Below are 19,813 nucleotides of genomic sequence, written 5' to 3'. Positions count from 1 at the left end.
TCCGGTCCACGAGACGGACGCCCGTTGCGGCCGCTGGGCACCCGCGGTGCACTGACGAAATGTCTGTCACTGATGAGCTGTTGGCCAACAATGCCGACTATGCGGCCGACTTCGCCGGCCCGCTTCCGTTGCCGCCTGCCAAGCAGGTCGCCGTCGTCGCGTGTATGGATGCCCGGATCAACGTCTACGGCGCACTGGGGTTGCGGGAAGGCGACGCGCACGTCATCCGCAATGCGGGCGGGGTGATCACCGATGACGAGATCCGCTCGCTGGCGATCAGCCAGCGGCTGCTCGGTACGAGGGAGATCATCCTGATTCACCACACCGACTGTGGGATGCTCACCTTCACCGACGACGAGTTCAAGAAGTCCATTCAGGACGATGTGGGTATCAAACCGCCATGGGCAGCGGAGGCTTTCCCTGATGTCGACGACGATGTCCGCCAGTCGATCGCCAGGATCAAGCGCAGCCCGTTCGTGCCGCATACGGACTCGGTTCGCGGTTTCGTCCTCGATGTCGCCACCGGCAAACTCGCCGAAGTGACCTAACGAAGCCGACGCTCGGTGCCGTGCACCGAGATGAGCATGGCAGCGAACACGACCACCCACACCGCGAAGGCCACCCAGGCCTCGCCTCGTGCCATCGCGGTGAGCCACGGTGCCGCGGTGGCCCGGCCAAGCTGATCGCTGGCCACGCCGTACATGCCGAGCGGGAACACCATGCTCCACAGGTCGCTCTCGTAGCGCAGCGGCACCCGGCGCACCACATGCCGCCACACACCCAGCGCCAGTAGCAACGGGATCAGCCACGTCGCGAACGACCACAGCACCATGCACAGGCCGGTGACGACGTCGTGCGGCAGGAGCCGGGTGGAGTCCGGCAGGCCGACCAGTCGCGCACCAGCCAGTACGGTGATCGCCGCCGAGCCCATCAGCACCCAGTGGAGCGGAGTGAAATCGGCGGGGGTGACCGGCCGCGTCAGCAGGCGGGCCAGCAGAAGCGCGGCGAGCAGCAGGTACAGCACGAGCCCGATCGCCCAGCACACCGAGACGAGCACCGCGGTGCCGGCAGGGCAGAGCGGGGCGAGTGCCGCGGCGGCGACCGCGACCGACTGCGTGCTGACCACCCAGTTGAACCAGCCGCCGTTGATCTGGCCCGGCCAGTGCTGGCGGCGCGCATCGACGATCATCCCCAACGGCACCCCGTAGCCCAGCACCAGCCAGCCGAGGCCACCGGCGGCCAGTAGCACGATGGCGGGCCCACGCTGCCCCTCGGCCGCGAGCTGGCTGGCCAGCACGTTCGAGGCGGCGACGAAGGTCAGGAAGCCGAACCCCCGTGGGCCGGTCAGGTCAGCGAGCACCCGGCGCCGCCAGCACAGCAGGCGCCAGCCGGCGGTGACGACCAGTCCGAGGTAGCCGGCCGCGCCGATCGCGAGGAGGGCAACAGACAGCACAGGCTGGTCACTCAGCGCGGTGGACACGATCCCTGCGGCCATGACGAAGGCGAACACGCCGGGGTTGAGGTCGCGCACGACCAGCATCCACCGGGACCGCGTGGAATCCGGTCGGCGCGGCAGGTCCTGTGCCGCCCGCTCGGCCATGCTGGTGACGTCAGGTGGCCGCGCGGGCCCGTTCCGTGAGCCACCGCGCGAGTACGGCTGCCTGGCTGTGCTCGACGTCCCGCGTCGCTGTGAGCAGCGTCAGCCGGTGCCCCTTCGCCAGCTCGCGCAGGTGCTGTGTGGCGTGCCGCCATGCCGGCTCCCGCAGCTCGGCCAGGTAGCGGCGGCGGAACTCGGCGAAACGGCCGGGATCGTGCCCGTACCACCGACGCAGTTCCGTGGAGGGCGCGATGTCGCGCAGCCACTCGTCGAGGTGAGCCTCCTCTTTGCGGAGCCCGCGGGGCCAGACCCGGTCGACCAGCACCCGGGTCCCGTCCGACGACGAGGCGTCGTCGTAGATCCTGCGGTAGTGGATGTCCGTGCCCATGGCGTACCTCCTCTCGCCGTTGGTCGGTTAACCCGAAGCCGCGCATGTGAAACAGCGCGCCGCTGCCCTGGCGGCGTTCGTCTACAGTAGACAGCACGGGTGACACGAACACGAGGAGGACCAAGGCGTGATCTCCGCCGTCGTCATGGCCGGGCCAGGACAGCCACTCGAGCTTCGCGAGTTCCCACGGCCCGAGCTCGAACCCGGCGCCGTGCTGCTCAAGACCCTCGGCAGCGAGGTGTGCGGCACGGACACGCACCTGTGGCAGGGGCAGCTCGCGGGGGTTCCGTACCCGATCATCCCGGGCCATGTGAGCGTCGGCGAAATCGCGGCGGTGGGGCCCGGCGCCGTCGCCCGTGACGTGTCGGGCCGGCCGGTCGAGCCCGGGCAGGTGGTGACCTTCCTCGACGTCTACGGGACCTGTGGCAGGTGCTGGTTCTGCACCGTCGGTCAGGCCACCACGCGGTGTCCCGAGCGTCGCGTGTACGGCGTCACGCTCTCCGCGCGGGACGGGTTGCTCGGTGGGTGGGCGGAGTACATCGAGCTTCGTCCCGGTGTGCACCTCCTCCCGCTGCCCGAGGGGCTCGACTGGCGTGCGTTCCTCGCCACCGGCTGCGGTATGCCCACGGCGCTCCACGCCGCGACGCTGGCCGAGATCCAGTTCGGCGACACCGTCGTCGTGCAGGGCAGCGGGCCGGTCGGGCTGTGCGCCACGGTGCTGGCGCAGCTGCGGGGCGCCGGCAAGGTCATCGTCATCGGCGGTCCCTCCGCGCGTCTCGCGGCGGCGTCGGCCTTCGGTGCCGACGTGGTCATCGACATCGCCGAGACCACCGCCGACGAACGCAGGCAGGCGGTGCACGACCTCACTGGTGGGCGCGGTGCCGATGTCACGATCGAGGCGACCGGTGTCCCCGCCGCGGTGCGCGAAGGCATGCGGTTGACCCGGGATGCCGGCCGCTATGTCGTGGTCGGGCAGTACACCAACGTCGGCGACGCGCGCTTCAACCCGCATCTGGACCTCAACCAGAAGCACCTCGACATCCGCGGCTGCTGGGGCAGCGACGTCGGCCACCTGTACCGGTCCATCCAGGTCCTGACGCGCTACGGCACGCAGTTCCCCTGGACGACGCTGATCAGCGGGGAGTACTCGCTGCACGACGCACAGACCGCGCTGGAGGACGTGGCCGCGCAGCGCGTGGTCAAGGCGCTCATCGTGCCCGGTCGCTGAAACAGGACGGCAGCGACGATTTCGCGTGCTCGAAGCGGTCTAGTACGTCATGACAGCGAACACAACGAGCACGGGCACGGTGCGGTCGGCCGACGGCACGACGATCGCCTACGAGCGAGCGGGCGAGGGCCCGGCGGTGATCCTCATCGACGCGGCAGGTCATTTCCGTGGCACCGGCTTGCAACGGGCGCTTGCCGAGCAGCTCACCGGCGAGCTGACGGTGTACTGCTACGACCGCCGCGGGCGCGGTGAGAGCACCGACACGCCGCCCTATGCGGTGGAACGCGAGGTCGACGATCTCCAGGCCCTGATCGAGGTCGCCGGTGGCTCGGCGGCGCTGCACGGCTTCTCCTCCGGTGCCGTGCTCGCCGTGCACGCCGCGGCGGCCGGCCTGCCGATTCCGGCGATCAGCCTGCTCGAGCCGCCGGTGGAGCTACATGGTGACGTGGGCCTTCCGGCGCTGGCGACGGAGGTGACCGAGCTCGTCACAGCCGGTCGCCGGGCCGATGCGTACCTGCACTACCTGCGCAGCATCGGCGTGCCGGACGAGTTCATCGAGCGGACCCCGGACAGCCCGGTGTGGCAACAGCTGCAGGCGCTGGCGCACACGCTTGCCTACGACCCGCAGATCACGGCCACGATGACCGACCGGATCGCGCGAACGGTCACCACGCCTGCCCTCGTCGTCAACAGTGCCGCCACCGACGAGCGGCTCAGCACGTGGGGCCGTGAGCTCGCCGCCGCCCTGCCCAACGCCACCCACCGCACGCTCCCCGGCGAATGGCACGGCGTGTCCCCGGCCGATCTTGCACCGGTGCTCGTCCACCACGTCCTCGCCGCGGGCTGACGAACGGCTGAAATGTCGTGCCCGTGCGGCACGTCGGGCCGCGATCAACGCCGATCGAGCAGCGGCGCCCGCTGGTCGACGTCGAGGTCACCCGGTTGCTCGGCACCGGCCGGAGCACGCGAGTCCCCCGCTCGGGCGCGCGAGTTCCCCGCTTTGGCACGCGAGTTCCCCGCCTGGGCACGCGAGTTCCCCGCCTGGGCGCGCGAGTTGCCCGCCGGGGCGCGCGAGTCCCCGGCCGGGGCACGCGAGTTGCCCGCTCTGGTACGCGAGTTGCCCGCTCTGGTACGCGAGTTGCCGCTCGCGTTGGCGAGTCCCCCTTGGGTGCGCGAGTTGCCCCGTCCGGTGGGATAGTGCCGCACAAAGATCCTGCCCAAGCGGGCAGATACTCAGCCCGTTTCGTCTGCGATCAGGGCGAGCTGGTCGGCGATGTCCAGCGCCTCCCGGTGGATGAGAAGCAGCTCCTCCCGGAGTTTCCGGTTGTGGGGCCACCGGCGTTCGTGCTCGATTCGGCTGACGCCGTCGGGGCGAACGTCCTCGTGTGCGGCGAGTTCGACGTGCCAATGGGTGAGCCTGCTGCGCAGTACGTCGTTGATCAGGTGGTTGACGAGTGTGGACAGATCAGCACCGGAGGGTGCCTTGTGCAGGCTGCCGGGCGGGAGGTTGCCGTAGACGCTTCTCGCCGTTTTCAGCAGCTCGTGCAAGGAGCTGAGGGCGTCGCGCAGGGAGCCTTCGCCGTCGGCGAGCGGGTTGCCGGTGACCCGGTGAATCAGCTCGGACCTGATCTGGTGCGCTGCTCGCGCCTGTTCGTCGTTCCACGACGACCCCGCGCGCCGTGCCGGTACCGATGGTCCAGTGGTACGCGGCTGGATGAGCGTCTGGATCGTGCGTGCTCTGACGGCATCGGCGCGATACGGGTCGGCATCGAGCTGACGGAGTGCGAGGACGACACTGGCAGCGAGCTTCAGCTCGACGGCATCGGGCCGGGCAGGCACCACCCCGTGGGCGAGCAGCTCGGTCACCGTGTGCTGGACCGGGGCGAACTCGCGCAGCCGGTCGGTGCCGTGCAGCGAGCCGAGGATGTCGGCGATGTGGAGGATCGAGACCGCCGTGGGCGCGGCCGCGGCCAGAACACGGAGCAGGTCCCAGCCGGTGTCCCCGACGGCGTGCATGGCCCGGGCGAGCCGCTCCGCCAGCGGCGCCAGTAAAGGCGAGACCGGCCGGTGCAATGTCGTGAGTGCGACGTCGATACCGCTGGTTGCCGCGAGCTCGGCGACCCGGCTACGCAGCTCGGGGCTGCCCGCCGTGGCGTCCGTGATGCGCCGCAGCGCGACGGAATCGGCGGTGAGTCCATGTGCGGTGAACAGCTGGGCCGACTCGTGTCCGTCGAGGTCGTCGAGGGCGAGGGCGTTGCCGAGCCTGGCCAGTCGTGGATCGCGCGTCAGCACGAGGCAGGGCGTGCCGGGATCGGACGGCAGGTGATCCGCTACCTGCTCGGGGTCGCCGTCGGCGTCGTCGAGAACCCAGAGGCACTCACGCTGTGCGCCAGGCGACGCGGGTGCGGGTTGGTGTGCCGACCGCCAGACGATGCCACCGGGAAAGGCCGCGCCGAAGCGCCTGACGTACTGCGCGGCGAGTGCGGTCTTGCCGATGCCGATGGGGCCGTGTACGACGACGACCGGTGCGGTGGGCTGGCTGGTGAGCGGACCGACGTGTGGGTGCAGCGCCGAGTGCAGCCACCACAGCTCGCGCCAGCGCCCGACGAACTCGTTGGGTGGGTGCACGGCCGTGCCGGTGACCCACTGTGGCGGGCGCTCGCGAACCTCACCCATGACACCGGGAATGGCCGCGACCCTGCCGGCCACCGCCTTCACCACGTCGGCGAGCGAGCCAGGTATGGACTGGATCGGCGGGAGCAGGACATCGCGCAGGTGCCGAGGTTCGATGTGGTCCACGGTGCGTTCGAGGTTGACCGCGAGGACACGCCGCAGCGGATCTCCCTCGGCCTGGCCAGTGAGGTATGCGGTGGCGAACTCGTACTGGCAGGCCGACCGGGTGGGGTAGCCGGCGGAGTAGCAGGCCAGCAACACGCGGCTGTTTCGCAGTGCGCGCAACACCGAGTCGGAGATGGACGTGAACGGGTCGAGTGCCCCGATGGCCCGGAAGACCCGCATCCCCGCCTCGGTGAGTGCGGACGCGATGGCGGCAGCACGTGCCTCGTCGGCGTGGCTGTGGCTCACGAACACATCCCACGGCACAGAGCCGTCGTTCGCGTGCGGCACGCCGCTCATGTGCGTGGCCTTGGCGTCATGGCGGCCGACCACCACGGGGCTGGCCGGGTCAGCGCGTCAAAAACAACGGGGGGGGGGTATGTGTTTTCCACGGCGGTCACTCGGAAAGCCCAATCACGTCCAGATAGCCGTCGTATTCCGCCATCTTGGCGAACGCTACCGCCTGCGGTCGTAGTTGGGCCTGGAGCTGGCGCAGCTCGCTGCGGAACTTCTGATCCTCGGACCACTCCGACTCCGGCCTGTCCGGATTCGCGGCATGCCAGTCAGAGTACCGGCGATGCCAGTTGCTCAGGAACGGACGCAGGTGGCGGGTCAGCATGTTCATCGCCAGCACGTCGACCTTTGGCCGTCCCGGCGTCGGACGTGTCGTGGCGTCCTCGTCCAGCAGTTCCCGGACGAACAGGAACAGTGAGTGCAGCGACGCGATGGCCTCGTCGACTCGACCGGAGTTGTCCTCCAGCGGCTGGACGGCGACCCGGGTCGCCATCTGCACGACAATGCGCCGAGCCATGATCTTGTGGTCCTTGGTGACGGCGAACTTCACCTTGCTGAACTGCGGGACCGTCACCTCCACCTCGGAGACGGCGGTCGACTTGGTCAGCCACGCCCAGATGACGGCCCCGATGGCAGCGGTGACACCACCGGTCAGCACATACAGGGCCACACCGCTCAGTCGCAACGCGTAGTAGGCCAGCGCGCCGACGCCCATGCCCACGATGACGGCTACCAAGAGCACGGGTAAGCGGTTGCGCACCCACCAACCCGTACTGGTTTGCGACTTTCCCACGGCGCCCCCTCTGTCCGGACCGTCTGATATTACTTTCCGTTATCGGCTGCCACCTCATCGCCACTCAGGACGTGGACGCCTGGCAGGGTGACCGTCACGGTGAGGCCGCCAACGTCCCGTGGCCGCGCCTCGACCTCACCTCCATGCGCGCGGGCCACGGCGCGCACGATGGGCAGCCCCAGTCCCGCGCCGGGCGGGGGCGCGAGCCGGTCCGCACCCAGTCGGCGAAAGGGCTCGACGATTCCGGGGATGTCATACGGCGGAATGACCGTGCCCGTGTTGGTGACGACGACAGTCGCCGCGCCATTGGCTCGCCTCGGCGTCGGGATGGCAGGCCAGCGTCTGGCCCGATCGGTGAGCGTCGTCAGCAGTGCTGTTTTGAACACCAGGTCGGCACCTATCGCATCGACCCGACTCTGGAAGCCGAAAGTGGCGGTATGTGGTGCGCGCCGCGCAGCTCGAGCTGCCGCCGACGTCGGGTGCCACCATGGCGGACGGCACCTGGCCGGGATGCGTCCTTTTCGGACACGCCAGATTAGAATTATTCTGCGAACCCAGTCAACACACAGAATATGCACAGTGTCCACACAGTTCCGTGCGCCTCGCCGCGCGTAACGTCGGCGGTACGAACGAAATCTGAAATGGTAGAAGGAAGGAGGCGAGAAAAATGTCATACCCATTCCGCCGGCGGCCGCGCAGGCCGACTCGACGTGGCAGGAAGAGGGGCTACGGAAGGAACCGTCGTCGCTGGTGATCTGACCAGACCTACTTCCCCTGGGTCCAGCGTTGATTCAAACGCTGGGCCCAAGCATGCCCTTTTACAGTTCTGAATCACAAATCGTGGCGCATCTTTGCGCGCAGGTCCTTGCGTTTGAGTTCGTTCACGAACCGTTCGAGCGGGGAGAACTAGCGCAGTTCGCTGTGGCTGGTCTCGGGCAGCCGCAGGATCACGAGGAACGCGACTGCCGCGCCCGCTGCGACGTACCAGAAGAACAACGTGGATGCCCCGGCGTCGGACAGCGCCGTGATCACCAGTGGTGCGGTGCCACCGAACACCGCGACAGTCAGGTTGTACCAGGCGCCGATTCCGAGTCCGCGCAACGCTGTCGGGAACAACTCGCTCATGATCGCCGGCGCGATCGACGTCATCGCCGTGTACAGGCCGAGACCCACGCAGAAGACCACGAGGAGGCCGCCCAGCCCTGGCCGGACCAGCGTCGAGAGCGGGACGATCAGGATCGCAGTCGCCGCCGACCACACCAGCAACTGCGGTTTGCGTCCGAACCGGTCCGACAGCACGCCCATCGGGTACTGCAGTGCGACGAACAACGCGGTGGCGATCGACAGGGCGAGGAACACGTCGACATCGTCAGCTCCACGTGTGTTCACCGCGAACGGCGTCAGTGCGCTGAAGAAGGTGTAGTAGCACAACGTCGACAGCATCGTGAAGCCGACAAGTTGCCCGACCGCTTTGGGGTGCGCTCGCAGCGTCGTCAACAGCGGGCGGTGGACGCGCCGCGCGGCTCCCTTGTTGTCCTTGAAGTGTTCGGTCTCCTCGAGGCTGGAACGCAGCCACAGCCCGATGATGCCGAGGACGCCGCCCAGCAGGAACGGAATTCGCCAGCCCCAGGACTCGAGTTGGGCCTCGTCCATCGTCCGGGCCAGCACAAAACCGAGCAAGGAGGCGAGCAGCACGGCACTGCCCGTCGAGATATAGAAGAACGAGGAGAACCGCCCCCGTCGTCGCGGCGGCGCGATCTCTCCGAGATAGGCCGAGGCATTCGAGACCTCGCCTCCGAGCGAAAGGCCTTGGGCGACCCTGGCGAATAGCAGCATGAGCGGCGCGAACCAGCCCACCTGTTCGAACGTGGGCAAGATCCCGATCACGATGGATCCGCCCGCCATCAGTACAATTGTGAAGATCATCGCGGGCTTCCGGCCGCGGACGTCGGCGAAACGGCCGATCAGCATGCCACCGAGCGGCCGGAAGAAGAAGGCCAGCGCATAGGTGGCGAAGGTGTTGATCTGCGCGAGCTCGCCGGGGAAGAAAGCACTGGCGAAGTAGATGCTGAAGGTCGCGTAAATGGTCCAGTCGAACCATTCCAAGGCGTTGCCAACGCTGGCGGCGAAGAGTTTGCGCACCGGAAGCCGGTGCTGGACCGGCGCGTTCACGTTCGACTTGTCCATGTCGACCCTCCACGTCACCGTAGTCTGATGTGGCACTGTGCCACAGGTCCGGTTGACGTGGAAGGTCCATGAGGATGGTCTGGCTGGGTGCGGTCATCGCAAGGCCCCTATGCCGTTGTGGCCAGTGCGAAGGGCAGCACCGCAGGCGCACCTGCCTGGCGTAGCAGGCGTGCCGCGACCGTCATGGTCCAGCCCGTGTCCACCAGGTCGTCGACGAGCAGCACTGGGCCCTGTGCCTGCGCGACCGCGGAGCCCAGCGCGGCGGGCACCTGGAGCCTGCCCCACAGGTCGGCGAGCCGTTGCGCACTGTTGGCCCGGCGCGGTGGCGGCCCCAGCACATCGATGGTGCCGAGGAAAGGCAGCTTGCCGATCTCGGCAAGACGGTGCACAAGGTCAGAAGTCAGCTGCGGCCGGGTGAGCGAGCCAATGGCCGCTACGCCTGCCGGTCGCGCTCGCCAGTCCCACCCGGCGAGGACCGATACACACGCCTGGAACACCGCGTCGGGCACCGGACCGTCACCGGCATGGGCACCGACGAGCTCCCGCAGCCTGCCACCCCACCCGACGTCGGTGAGCCTGCCGACGACCCGGCCCGGCTCGGCCTGCTCCTCCTTGCCAATCCGCCCGGACACCGGGACGTCCAAAGTGGCCATTCCGGTGGGCCATTGCCGGCGCGGCGCGACCTCCACGCCCGGTTTACTCAGCTGCTGGCTCGTCGCCGCGGCCACACCGGCGGACACCTCGGCGGGCCAGTGCCGTCCCGTGCAGTTGTCGCAGCGCCCGCACGGCGCGGCGTGGGGGTCGTCCAGCTGCCTGCGCAGGTACTCCATCCGGCAACCCGTGGTCTGCAGGTAGCCGAGCATGGCTTGCTGTTCGGCTTCGCGGGACTCGCGCACGCGCACGTACCGTTGCTCGTCGTAGTGCCAGTTCCGGCCCGTCGACTCCCAGCCGCCTCGTACCCGCCGCACGGCGCCGTCGACGTCGAGCACCTTGAGCACCATCTCCAGCCTGGATCGCGACAGTTCCACCATGGGCTCGATCGCGGCTGTCGACAGTGGACGGTCGGCACCGGCGAGCGCGTTCAGCACCTGGGTGACGCGATGTTCATCGGGAAAGGCCAATGAGCCGAAGTAGTTCCAGATCTCCACGTCCTCGGGGCCGGGTAACAAGATGACCTCGGCGCGTTGCACACCACGCCCTGCGCGGCCCACCTGCTGGTAGTAGGCGATGGGCGAGGACGGCGCTCCGAGGTGCACCACGAAACCCAGATCCGGCTTGTCGAAGCCCATGCCGAGTGCGGAGGTCGCGACCAGTGCCTTGACTCGGTTGGCGAGCAGATCGTCCTCGGCGGCCTGCCGGTCCGCGGGGTCCGTCTTGCCGGTGTAGGCGGCGACCGGATACCCGCGTTCCGTCAGCAGGGCGGCGACATCGTGAGCTGCGGCGACGGTGAGGGTGTAGATGATGCCCGACCCCGGGAGCTCGCCGAGCCGCTCCGCGAGCCAGGCCAGCCGCGCGGTCTCGGTCGGCAGCCGTGCCACGGCGAGGTGGAGACTCTCGCGGTCCAGCGGACCACGCAGCACGAGTGTGTCCGACCGGTTACCGATGCCGAGCTGTTCGGCGACATCGGTGACGACCCTGTCATTGGCCGTCGCGGTGGTGGCGAGTACGGGCACGCCGTCCGGAAGTTCGCCGAGCAGCGTGCGCAGGCGGCGATAGTCGGGGCGGAAGTCGTGACCCCAATCGGAAATGCAGTGTGCTTCGTCGACCACCAGCAGGCCCGCCGACGCGGCGAGTTTGGGCAGCACCGTGTCCCGGAAATCCGGATTGTTGAGCCGTTCAGGGCTCACGAGTAGCACGTCGACCTCACCGGTCGAGATCTTGGTCTGGACCTCGGCCCACTCCTGCTGGTTGGCGGAGTTCATGGTCGCCGCATGGATTCCCGCACGTGCCGCGGCGGCGATCTGGTTGCGCATGAGGGCCAGCAACGGCGAGATGATGACTGTCGGCCCGGCTCCGCGCTCGCGCAGGAGTGCGGTCGCCAGGAAGTACACGGCCGACTTGCCCCAGCCCGTCCGCTGCACCACCAGTGCACGCCGCCGCTGCGCGACGAGCGCTTCGATGGCCGTCCACTGGTCGTCGCGCAGACGTGCGGCGGTGCCGGCAAGTGAGCGCAGCAGGGTCTCGGCTCGCTGGCGAAGGATGTCGATGTCCACGCCACCCAGCTCTACCGGATGCCGCTGACGATGTCTGCTTCTGGGCTTCGCGAACGGAACCGTCGCTACACAAAACGCCCTGATTTGTGAGCTAGTTCACATTTCGGCGGGGTGGTGGCAGGGAGAACCGACCCCGCAGCCTGTCTCACCTGGGCGTATAGGGTTGGCATTCATGTCGCCACGCCGCATAGGGGTCATGGGAGGCACCTTCGATCCCGTGCATCACGGTCATCTCGTCGCTGCCAGCGAGGTCCAGGCCCGGTTCGGGCTCGACGAGGTGATCTTCGTGCCCACCGGACAGCCCTGGCAGAAGGCCGATCGCATCGTCTCCAAGGCCGAGGACCGCTACCTCATGACCGTCATCGCGACGGCCTCGAACCCGGTGTTCTTCGTGAGCCGGGTGGACATCGACAGGGGCGGCCAGACCTACACGATCGACACGCTGCGTGATCTCCATGCCGAGTACCCGGACGACGAGCTGTTCTTCATCACCGGCGCGGACGCGCTCGAACAGATCCTCACCTGGCGTGACGCGGAGGAGCTGTTCAAGTACGCGCACTTCATCGGTGTCACGCGGCCCGGCTACGACCTCGACGACCACCATCTGCCGAAAGGCAAGGTCAGCCTTGTCGAGGTGACGGCGATGGCGATCTCGTCCACCGGTTGCCGCGAGCGCGTGCGCGCAGGCGAACCCGTGTGGTACCTCATGCCGGACGGCGTTGTCAGGTACATCGACAAACGGCGGCTGTACCGGGATGATGCCCGCTGACCTACTTCGGTTGAGCGGCACCAATCTCCGCGCACGGCGCAGCCGCTCTCATTCGCCTACGAACCCGGAACAACCCGACGAGCTGACCAGCTTGTCGGCCTCGCCGGGTAGGCTTCTCCGGACGCAGGTTCGATTTCCGAAGGAGCACCGTGACAGCGACGGCCGAAGCACGAGACCTCGCGACCGCGGCCGCGCACGCGGCGGCGGACAAGAAGGCGACCGACGTGGTCGTGCTCGACGTCTCAGAACGACTCGTGATCACCGATGCGTTCGTGATCGCATCGGCGCCCAATGAGCGTCAGGTCGGCGCCATCGTCGACAACGTCGAGGAGAAGCTGCGGCTGGCCGGCCACAAGCCGGTGCGCAGGGAAGGCGCCCGCGAAGGGCGCTGGGTGCTGCTCGACTATGTCGATGTCGTCGTCCATGTACAGCATGACGAGGAACGGTCGTTCTACGGGCTGGAGCGGTTGTGGAAGGACTGCCCGCGCATCGAGGTCGAGGGACTCGACGTCGAGAGTGCTCCAGCACGGGCCGATGCTGACGGACCGGACAACCTGTGAGCCTGCGGCGGCTCGTGCTGTGGCGGCACGGGGAGACGGACTTCAACGCCGCCGGGCGGATGCAAGGCCATCTCGACTCCGCGCTGACCGAGGTCGGTTGGAACCAGGCGCGCTTCGCAGCCCCCGCGCTGGCGCGTTTCGAGCCCGACCTCGTCATCGCGTCGGACCTGCGCCGTGCGACCGACACGGCGACCGTGCTCACCGACGCCATCGGTGTGCCGCTGCGCATTGACAAGCGGCTTCGCGAAACACATCTCGGTGTGTGGCAAGGGCTCACCGGAGCCGAGGTCGACGCGAAGTCGCCGGGGGAGCGGGACCGGTGGGCGATGGACGCCACCTGGGCGCCGCCCGGTGGTGAGTCACGCACCGACGTGGCACAGCGGGCCGCCGAGGTCGTCACGGATCTGTTGGATGACGATGACCATTACGACACCGTGCTGTTCGCCGCCCACGGCGGTCTGATCGTCGCGCTCACCGCGCACCTGCTCGGGTTGCCGATCGGGCTGTGGCCCTCCCTCGGTGGCATCTCGAACTGCCACTGGGTCAAGTTGCGCCTGCGCGATGAGACGTGGCGCCTGCACGCCTACAACACGGGGATGACCGGATAGCGCATGGCCTCGCCACGGCTGCTGGTGTTCGGCGACTCGCTCAGTTTTCACGGTCCCGACGGCGGTCATCCCGCCGACGAACCGCGACTGTGGCTCAATGTGGCCGCACGGGAACTCGGCGGCAGCGCTGATCTCGTCGCCGGGTTCGGCTGGACCGCGCGGGACGTGTGGTGGTCACTCATCGGCGACCCGAGGGTGTGGACAGATCTGCACCGCGCGGACGTCGTCGTGCTCGCAGTCGGCAGCATGGACACACTGCCCTCGCCGTTGCCGACCTACCTGCGGACCGGGCTGCGTTACGTGCGGCCCGACGGGTTGCGCCGCGTCGTCCGCAAGACTTACCTGGCTGCGCAACCGAGGCTCGCGGTGGCGTTGCGCGGGCGGCCCGCCGTGCTCCCAGCTCGGCTGACGGTGCGCTACCTGGACACCGCTGTCACCGCGCTGCGGGTGCTGCGGCCCGAACTGCCCATCATCGGTTGGCTGCCATCCGTGCACCGGGCGGCCTCCTACGGCTACGTGCACACCGCGCGCGCCGCGGCGGCTGCCGCCATCGCCGGCTGGGCAGGCCGGGTCGGGGTGCCGCTGCTGGACCTGCCCGCCGTCGTCGGGCAGCACGTGCTCGGCGGGCACGGCAATCCGGACGGGATGCACTGGGGCTGGGCGGGGCACGAGGCGGTGGGTACGGCGATGGCAGCCCTCGCGGCACCTCTCCTGTCGCCTGCGGGCGCGCCGAGCCCCGCTTCCGGCGGCTCGGGAACGTAGGCTGGCGTTCGTGCCGGTCGCCGTTGTCACGGACTCCACAGCTCACCTGCCGGAGGGTTTCGCCGACAGACACGGGATCAGGGTGGTCCCGCTCCATGTGCTCATCGACGGTGCCGCCGCGCTCGACGGCATCGACGTCGGGCCCGCCGCGCTCGCCGAGGCGCTGGGGCAGCGCCGGATCGTGACCACCTCACGGCCTACGCCGTCGGCGTTCGTGGCCGCCTTCCGGGACGCATTGGACGATGGTGCGGACGCCGTGGTGTCGGTTCACCTGTCGAAACGTCTGTCCGGTACCTGGGAATCGGCGGTACTCGCCGCGCAGGAGGTCGGTCCAGACCGGGTGCGGGTCGTCGACTCCCGGACCATCGCGATGGGGCTCGGCTTCGCCGCCCTGCATGCCGCCGACGCCGCAGCGGCGGGTGCGAGTGGACGGGAGGTCGAGGCCGCCGCGGTCTCCGCTGCCGAACGCTCCGCGACGTTCTTTGTCGTTGAGACACTGGAATACCTGCGTCGTGGCGGGCGCATCGGGCACACCGCCGCGCTGCTGGGGACCGCCCTCGCCGTGAAACCTGTGCTGCACATGGACAGTGGCGAGATCAAGCCGCTGGAAAAGGTGCGCACGTTTCAGCGGGCAATGGCGCGGCTGGCCGACCTCGCCGTGGAAGCGGCCGGTGATGGGGAAGTCGAGCTCGCCGTGCACCATCTGGCATCGCCGGAGCGCGCGGCGGAACTGGCGAACCATCTCGATGAGCGGTTGCCGCGATCGAAAGGCTGTGTGGTGTCCGAGCTGGGTGCGGTGATCGGTGCGCACACCGGCCCCGGAGTAGTCGGTGTTGTCGTGCGGCGGCTGTGCTGAGCCCTGTGGGCGAACCAGCGACCCTACCGGACGACCCCGACGGAAACCCCTGTCCCGCCGTGTCATCGGCGTAGTTGTCCACATCACCCGGTCAATCCACAGGCCGGCCGATTCCGGCTGCCACCCACGACGAGTCCGCCCTAGCGTCGAATGTGTGTTCGATCAGATGCAGCGTGGTTCCCATGACGCGGAACCACAGACGTCCGAGACCGACGGCAGAACGGCGCGGGTGCGGCTGGACCAGCTGGCCGCGCAGGTCACCGGTGACCCGTGCCAGGAGCCGACATCCACCGCGGCCCCGCCTCCCGGCAGGGTCGGACGGCTCGTGGAGCGGTGGGTGCCGCCAGGGCTCGCAGCGGCGGCACCTCAGCGCCGCCGCTGGATCATCGTGTCCGCGTTCCTGGGTACCGCCGCCATCGCCGCCATCGCCGCATTGCTGGTTGGCGGGCGCCCCGACCCGGAACGCCCGCCGCCGCTGCCGGTCGCTCACGCATCGCCGGTCACTTCCGCCGCACGCCCTGTCGCCGCCAGCTCTGCCAAGGCTGCTAAGGCTGAGCCACTGGTCGTCAGCGTGGTGGGCAAGGTCGCGAAACCCGGCTTGATCACGGTGCCCGCAGGAGCTCGTGTTGCGGACGCGATCGAAATGGCCGGCGGCGCCCACTCCGACGCCGACCTGATCACGGTGAACCTTGCTCGCCGGCTCGTCGATGGGGAGCAGTTGTACGTGGGAGTGCCGGTGCCGCCGGCCATGCAGGCCGCCGGTGGTGGGGCGGCGGCCGACGTGGGTGTCCCTCCGGGGACGGGCGCCGGCGAGACCAAAGTGGACCTGAACGCCGCCGACGAGGAGCAACTGGACAGCCTGCCCGGTGTTGGTGAGGTCACGGTGCAGCGCATCCTCGAATGGCGCGCGGAGCACGGCAGATTCACCGCGGTCGAGCAACTCCGCGAGGTCGAGGGGATCGGGGAGAAGCGGTTCGAACGAATTCGCGAGCAGGTGACCGTCGGATGACGACCATGCTGCCGGGTGGCCGCACCCTGGTGGGACACCAGCACGACCTGCGCCTGGTGCCGGCGGCGATCACCGTTTGGGCCTCCGGGCTGCTCGGCCTGTTGTGGGGATCGTGGGCAGCGGCCGCCTGCGGCACAGTCGGTGTGCTGCTGGCGATAGCGATGGCCTGGCACACACTCGCCGCCCGTGCGCGGCGTGCTGCGGCCCGGCGGCTGCCCGCTGCCGGCGCGCTCCTCGTGTGCGGGATCCTGGCTGTGGGGCCACTGACGGCACGCCTCGCGGATGCGGAGCGGGACCCGCTCCGCGTGGTCGCTGAGGAGGGCGCGGATGCCGTCGTTCGCGCCGCGGTCGCGGAACGTCCGAGGCCCTTGCGTTCGGCGGGGTACGCGGCCCAGCCGGGCGGAACGCGGCTGGTCCTGGTTCCGGTCACCATCGTGGGTGCGCTGGCGGGGGAGCGCGAGGTGCGCTCGGCTGGACGCGCGCTGCTCATCGCTCCGTTCGACGGATGGTCACGGCTGCTGCCAGGGCAACAGGTCACCGCCGCCGGGTCGCTCGCTCCACCACGGCCGGGCGAGCTGACGGTTGCCGTCATCTACGTGCGTGGTCCTCCGCGTGACGTCACCGTCGCGCCGTGGTGGCAGCGGCATGCCGAGTCGATCCGGTCGGCGATGCGGTCAGTGTGCTCGGTGCTGTCGCCTGAGCCGGCTGGGCTACTTCCCGGACTGGTCGTCGGAGACACCAGTGCGCTGCCGCCGAGAGTCGAGCAGGAGTTCCTGGACTCGGGAATGTCACACCTTACCGCTGTCTCGGGCGCTAACGTCGCGATCATCTGCGGTGCTGTTCTGTTGCTGGCGCGGGCGTTGCGGCTGGGGCCCCGCGTTTCGGCGATAGTCGCAGGCGTTGTGTTGATCGGCTTCGTCGTTGTGGTCGGATACGAGCCGAGCGTGCTGCGGGCCGCAGTGATGGGAGCGGTGGGCTTGCTGGCCCTCGTACTTGGTCGCCGCGGTTCGGCTGTACCGGCGCTGGCGGCCGCCGTCTGCCTGCTGGTGCTGTTCGACCCCGCCATGGCCACCAGCATGGGTTTCGCACTGTCGGTCGTCGCCACGGCGGGGCTGGTGCTGCTCGCGCCACGGTGGGCCGACGCCCTGGGCCGTCGGCGCATGCCCGCCGGGCTCGCCGAAGCACTGGCCGTGCCAGTTGCGGCCTTCCTCGTCACGGCGCCGATCATCGCTGGGATGGCCGGTGAGGTGAGCCTGGTGTCCGCACTGGCGAACCTGCTGGCCGCCCCGGTCGTCGCGCCCGTGACAGTGATCGGCGCGCTCGCGGCCGCGCTCGCGATACCGTGGCCCGCAGGCGCCGAACTGCTCGTGCAGATCGCGGGGCCCGGCGTCAGCTGGCTGGTCCTCGTCGGCAGGGAAGCGGCCGGGGTGCCCGGCGCCGTCCTGGCCTGGCCCTCGGGCTGGTGGGGCGGGCTGATCGCAGCGGGGATCGTCGTCCTGCTGGTGCTGGCCCTGCGGCACCGTCCCGCCCGGATCGCGCTCGCGCTCGCACTGGCCGCGCTGCTCGTTGTGCTCGTGCCCGTTCAGGTCGTCGCTCCCGGATGGCCGCCACCCGGCTGGGCGGTGGTCGCCTGCGATGTGGGGCAGGGCGACGGGCTGGTTCTGGCGACAGGGGAGCCGGGTCGTGCCATCGTCGTCGACGCGGGGCCCGAGCCTGGACGGCTCGACAAGTGCCTCGACCAGCTGGACGTCGACCGGGTGCCGCTGGTAGTGCTGAGCCATCTCCATGCCGACCATGTCGGCGGGTTGAGTGCCGTACTCGACGGCCGCGCCGTCGGCGCGGTCGCGCTGGGCGCGGGCCGCTCACCGGCCTGGGCGTGGCGCCAGGTCGCGGCGGAGACGTCGGCTCGCGGGGTCCCACTGCTGGAGTTGCGCACCGGCGACAGGCTCGGCTGGCCAGAACTGCGACTGGAGGTCATCGGCCCGCACTATGTCGAGGCGGGCCGCGGCGACGACGAGGACGGCACCGGGATCAACAACACCTCGCTGGTTCTCCGGGCGAGCACGCCTGCGGGGCGTGTGTTGCTGACCGGCGACATCGAACTCGCCGCGCAGGGTGACCTGCTCAACGCGGGCGCCGACCTGCGTGCCGAGATCCTCAAGGTGCCGCACCACGGGAGCCGGCTCGTCCTACCCCAGTTCCTGAGTGCGGTGGCGCCGCGAGTCGCACTGGTCAGCGTGGGGGCCGACAACGCCTACGGCCACCCGAACGGTACGACGTTGCGGTTGCTGACCGGCGGTGGTGCACTCGTGGCCCGTACCGACACCGGGGGCGATACGGCAGTAGTGACCGTCGAAGGCGGCCCTGCCGTAGTGCGGCGTGGATCGTCGAGGCGGGCGTGCGGCCGGCCGGTGCCGACCGCACGCTCGCCAGGAAGGAGGCGTCAGTAGCCGAGTACCTCGTGCACCGCGTCGACCGACGCCGGCACGGTCGCCTTCGGCCCGATCCGGTCCTCGACCGCGTCCAGGGTCTTCAGCCCGTCGCCGGTGATCAGCAGCACGGTCTCGGCGTCCGGGTCGAGCTTGCCGGCCTCGATCAGCTTCTTCGTGGTCGCCACGGTGACGCCGCCGGCCGTTTCGGTGAAGATGCCCTCGGTACGGGCCAGCAGGCGGATGCCCTCGACGACCTCCTCGTCGCTGACATCCTCGATGGCGCCGCCGGTGCGGTTCACGATGTCGAGGACGTAGGGGCCGTCGGCAGGGTTGCCGATGGCGAGGGAACGGGCGATCGTGTTCGGCTTCACCGGCTGGACCACGTCCAGCCCTGCGCGGAAGGCGGCGGACACCGGCGAACAACCGGTCGCCTGCGCCCCGAACACCTTGTACGGCGTCTGGTCCACCAGGCCGAGCTCGCCGAACTCGCGGAAGCCCTTGTCGACCTTCGTCAGCTGAGCCCCGGACGCGATGGGAACGACGATCTGCTCCGGCAGCCGCCAACCGAGCTGCTCGGCGACCTCGAAGGCCAGGGTCTTGGAGCCCTCGGCGTAGTAGGGGCGCACGTTGACGTTGACGAACGCCCAGGTCTCGTGCTCGGCTGCCAGCTGGGTCGCGAGCCGGTTGACGTCGTCGTAGTTGCCGTCGACGGCGATCAGCGCGCCGTCGTACACGGCGGTCGTGAGGATCTTGGCGCGCTCGAGTGTGGCGGGGATCAGCACGACCGACTGCCAGCCGGCGCGGGCGGCCGCCGCGGCGACGGCGTTGGCCAGGTTGCCCGTTGACGGGCAGGCCAGCGTGTCGAAACCGAACTCACGGGCCGCGGCGAGCGCGACAGCGACCACGCGGTCCTTGAACGAGTGAGTGGGGTTGCCGGTGTCGTCCTTGACCCAGATTCGCTTGACCCCCAGAGCCTTCGCCAGCCGGTCGGCGCGCACCAGCCTGGTACAACCGGGCTCGGTGTTGGGGATCTCCTCCACGTTGGACGGCACCGGGAGGAGCTTCTTGTAACGCCAGATGTTGCGCGGACCAGCCTCGATGTCCTCCCGGCGCACACGGCCGAAGTCGTAGGCCACCTCGAGCGGCGAGAAATCCTCCGCGGACACGAACTCGGGGGCAAGCGGCTGCCGGTGACCCTCTTCCTTCGAGACCAGCTCCACGGCAGGACCGAGGTCAAAGGTGCGCTTGGTGGTCGTTTGAACGGCTGCAGTCATCGCGAGGT

At 69.2% G+C, this 19,813-nt stretch carries 19 protein-coding genes; 10 read left to right on the top strand and 9 right to left on the bottom strand.

Annotation, left to right across the window (positions count from 1 at the left end):
• Positions 1-59 precede the first annotated feature (59 nt).
• The gene (locus tag ABZ863_RS28850; protein WP_358541944.1) at positions 60-548 is read left to right on the top strand and encodes a carbonic anhydrase; all 489 of its coding nucleotides are present in this window, start codon (positions 60-62) and stop codon (positions 546-548) included.
• On the opposite strand, the gene ABZ863_RS28845 is transcribed toward ABZ863_RS28850, so the two are convergent.
• Both ABZ863_RS28845 and ABZ863_RS28840 read right to left on the bottom strand, forming a co-directional pair.
• Positions 545-1,600 (bottom strand): tellurite resistance/C4-dicarboxylate transporter family protein, encoded by a 1,056-nt coding sequence (locus ABZ863_RS28845; protein ID WP_358541941.1) that lies wholly within the window; start codon positions 1,598-1,600, stop codon positions 545-547. The genes ABZ863_RS28850 and ABZ863_RS28845 overlap by 4 nt on opposite strands.
• Positions 1,601-1,610: 10 nt before the next feature.
• Positions 1,611-1,985 (bottom strand): DUF488 family protein, encoded by a 375-nt coding sequence (locus ABZ863_RS28840; RefSeq protein WP_358541938.1) that lies wholly within the window; start codon positions 1,983-1,985, stop codon positions 1,611-1,613.
• Between the two features lie 127 nt (positions 1,986-2,112).
• On the opposite strand from ABZ863_RS28840, the gene ABZ863_RS28835 reads away from it, so the two are divergent.
• Together ABZ863_RS28835 and ABZ863_RS28830 are read left to right on the top strand one after the other, a co-directional pair.
• Entirely contained in the window at positions 2,113-3,213 is a 1,101-nt protein-coding gene (locus ABZ863_RS28835) for a zinc-binding dehydrogenase (RefSeq protein WP_358541935.1), read from the top strand.
• Positions 3,214-3,262: 49 nt separating this feature from the next.
• A complete protein-coding gene (locus ABZ863_RS28830) occupies positions 3,263-4,060 on the top strand; it encodes an alpha/beta hydrolase (protein WP_358541932.1) in 798 nt (265 codons plus the stop codon).
• A gap of 44 nt (positions 4,061-4,104) precedes the next feature.
• Here the strand turns inward: ABZ863_RS28830 and ABZ863_RS28825 are convergent, their stop codons facing one another.
• The 6 genes from ABZ863_RS28825 to ABZ863_RS28800 all read right to left on the bottom strand — a co-directional run bounded on the left by ABZ863_RS28825 (position 4,105) and on the right by ABZ863_RS28800 (position 11,535).
• Positions 4,105-4,434: a hypothetical protein gene (locus tag ABZ863_RS28825; RefSeq protein WP_358541929.1), complete on the bottom strand. Its 330-nt coding sequence runs from the start codon at positions 4,432-4,434 to the stop codon at positions 4,105-4,107.
• A gap of 12 nt (positions 4,435-4,446) precedes the next feature.
• Positions 4,447-6,348: a TIR domain-containing protein gene (locus ABZ863_RS28820; protein WP_358541926.1), complete on the bottom strand. Its 1,902-nt coding sequence runs from the start codon at positions 6,346-6,348 to the stop codon at positions 4,447-4,449.
• 97 nt (positions 6,349-6,445) lie between these two features.
• On the bottom strand, positions 6,446-7,084 hold the full coding sequence (locus tag ABZ863_RS28815) for a hypothetical protein (RefSeq protein ID WP_358541924.1): 639 nt from the start codon (positions 7,082-7,084) through the stop codon (positions 6,446-6,448).
• Positions 7,085-7,164: 80 nt separating this feature from the next.
• Complete coding sequence (locus tag ABZ863_RS28810; protein ID WP_358541921.1) at positions 7,165-7,521, bottom strand: sensor histidine kinase; 357 nt, start codon at positions 7,519-7,521, stop codon at positions 7,165-7,167.
• A 520-nt stretch (positions 7,522-8,041) separates the two neighbouring features.
• Complete coding sequence (locus tag ABZ863_RS28805; RefSeq protein WP_358541918.1) at positions 8,042-9,322, bottom strand: MFS transporter; 1,281 nt, start codon at positions 9,320-9,322, stop codon at positions 8,042-8,044.
• A gap of 107 nt (positions 9,323-9,429) precedes the next feature.
• Positions 9,430-11,535, bottom strand: coding sequence for a RecQ family ATP-dependent DNA helicase (locus ABZ863_RS28800; protein ID WP_358541916.1), 2,106 nt, complete (start codon positions 11,533-11,535; stop codon positions 9,430-9,432).
• Between the two features lie 172 nt (positions 11,536-11,707).
• Here ABZ863_RS28800 and nadD point away from each other — a divergent pair, with 172 nt between their 5' ends.
• The 7 genes from nadD (at position 11,708) to ABZ863_RS28765 (ending at position 18,549) form a co-directional block, all read left to right on the top strand.
• Positions 11,708-12,304 (top strand): nicotinate-nucleotide adenylyltransferase, encoded by a 597-nt coding sequence (nadD, locus tag ABZ863_RS28795; protein ID WP_358541913.1) that lies wholly within the window; start codon positions 11,708-11,710, stop codon positions 12,302-12,304.
• A gap of 149 nt (positions 12,305-12,453) precedes the next feature.
• Positions 12,454-12,864 (top strand): ribosome silencing factor, encoded by a 411-nt coding sequence (gene rsfS, locus ABZ863_RS28790; RefSeq protein WP_358541910.1) that lies wholly within the window; start codon positions 12,454-12,456, stop codon positions 12,862-12,864.
• Entirely contained in the window at positions 12,861-13,472 is a 612-nt protein-coding gene (locus ABZ863_RS28785; RefSeq protein WP_358541907.1) for a histidine phosphatase family protein, read from the top strand. Before rsfS ends, ABZ863_RS28785 begins: the two co-directional genes overlap by 4 nt.
• A gap of 3 nt (positions 13,473-13,475) precedes the next feature.
• Entirely contained in the window at positions 13,476-14,234 is a 759-nt protein-coding gene (gene octT / locus ABZ863_RS28780; protein ID WP_358541904.1) for a diglucosylglycerate octanoyltransferase, read from the top strand.
• A gap of 10 nt (positions 14,235-14,244) precedes the next feature.
• On the top strand, positions 14,245-15,090 hold the full coding sequence (locus ABZ863_RS28775; protein ID WP_358541902.1) for a DegV family protein: 846 nt from the start codon (positions 14,245-14,247) through the stop codon (positions 15,088-15,090).
• A gap of 154 nt (positions 15,091-15,244) precedes the next feature.
• Positions 15,245-16,099, top strand: coding sequence for a ComEA family DNA-binding protein (locus ABZ863_RS28770; RefSeq protein WP_358541899.1), 855 nt, complete (start codon positions 15,245-15,247; stop codon positions 16,097-16,099).
• The gene (locus tag ABZ863_RS28765; RefSeq protein WP_358541897.1) at positions 16,096-18,549 is read left to right on the top strand and encodes a ComEC/Rec2 family competence protein; all 2,454 of its coding nucleotides are present in this window, start codon (positions 16,096-16,098) and stop codon (positions 18,547-18,549) included. The genes ABZ863_RS28770 and ABZ863_RS28765 overlap by 4 nt, the downstream gene beginning before the upstream one ends.
• On the opposite strand, the gene thrC is transcribed toward ABZ863_RS28765, so the two are convergent.
• On the bottom strand, positions 18,543-19,805 hold the full coding sequence (gene thrC / locus ABZ863_RS28760; RefSeq protein ID WP_358541895.1) for a threonine synthase: 1,263 nt from the start codon (positions 19,803-19,805) through the stop codon (positions 18,543-18,545). The genes ABZ863_RS28765 and thrC overlap by 7 nt on opposite strands.
• Positions 19,806-19,813: the final 8 nt, after the last annotated feature.

This window comes from Saccharomonospora sp. NPDC046836, from assembly GCF_040645195.1.
Lineage (GTDB): Bacteria > Actinomycetota > Actinomycetes > Mycobacteriales > Pseudonocardiaceae > Prauserella_A.
This window is presented reverse-complemented; position numbering and strand designations above follow the sequence as displayed.

Coding starts and splice junctions, on each gene's coding strand:
- ABZ863_RS28845 (WP_358541941.1), bottom strand. CDS start 1,600: ATGGCCGAGCGGGCGGCACAGGACCTGCCGCGCCGACCGGATTCCACG.
- ABZ863_RS28840 (WP_358541938.1), bottom strand. CDS start 1,985: ATGGGCACGGACATCCACTACCGCAGGATCTACGACGACGCCTCGTCG.
- ABZ863_RS28805 (WP_358541918.1), bottom strand. CDS start 9,322: ATGGACAAGTCGAACGTGAACGCGCCGGTCCAGCACCGGCTTCCGGTG.
- ABZ863_RS28765 (WP_358541897.1), top strand. CDS start 16,096: ATGACGACCATGCTGCCGGGTGGCCGCACCCTGGTGGGACACCAGCAC.
- ABZ863_RS28820 (WP_358541926.1), bottom strand. CDS start 6,348: ATGAGCGGCGTGCCGCACGCGAACGACGGCTCTGTGCCGTGGGATGTG.
- ABZ863_RS28830 (WP_358541932.1), top strand. CDS start 3,263: ATGACAGCGAACACAACGAGCACGGGCACGGTGCGGTCGGCCGACGGC.
- octT (WP_358541904.1), top strand. CDS start 13,476: ATGGCCTCGCCACGGCTGCTGGTGTTCGGCGACTCGCTCAGTTTTCAC.
- ABZ863_RS28850 (WP_358541944.1), top strand. CDS start 60: ATGTCTGTCACTGATGAGCTGTTGGCCAACAATGCCGACTATGCGGCC.
- thrC (WP_358541895.1), bottom strand. CDS start 19,805: ATGACTGCAGCCGTTCAAACGACCACCAAGCGCACCTTTGACCTCGGT.
- nadD (WP_358541913.1), top strand. CDS start 11,708: ATGTCGCCACGCCGCATAGGGGTCATGGGAGGCACCTTCGATCCCGTG.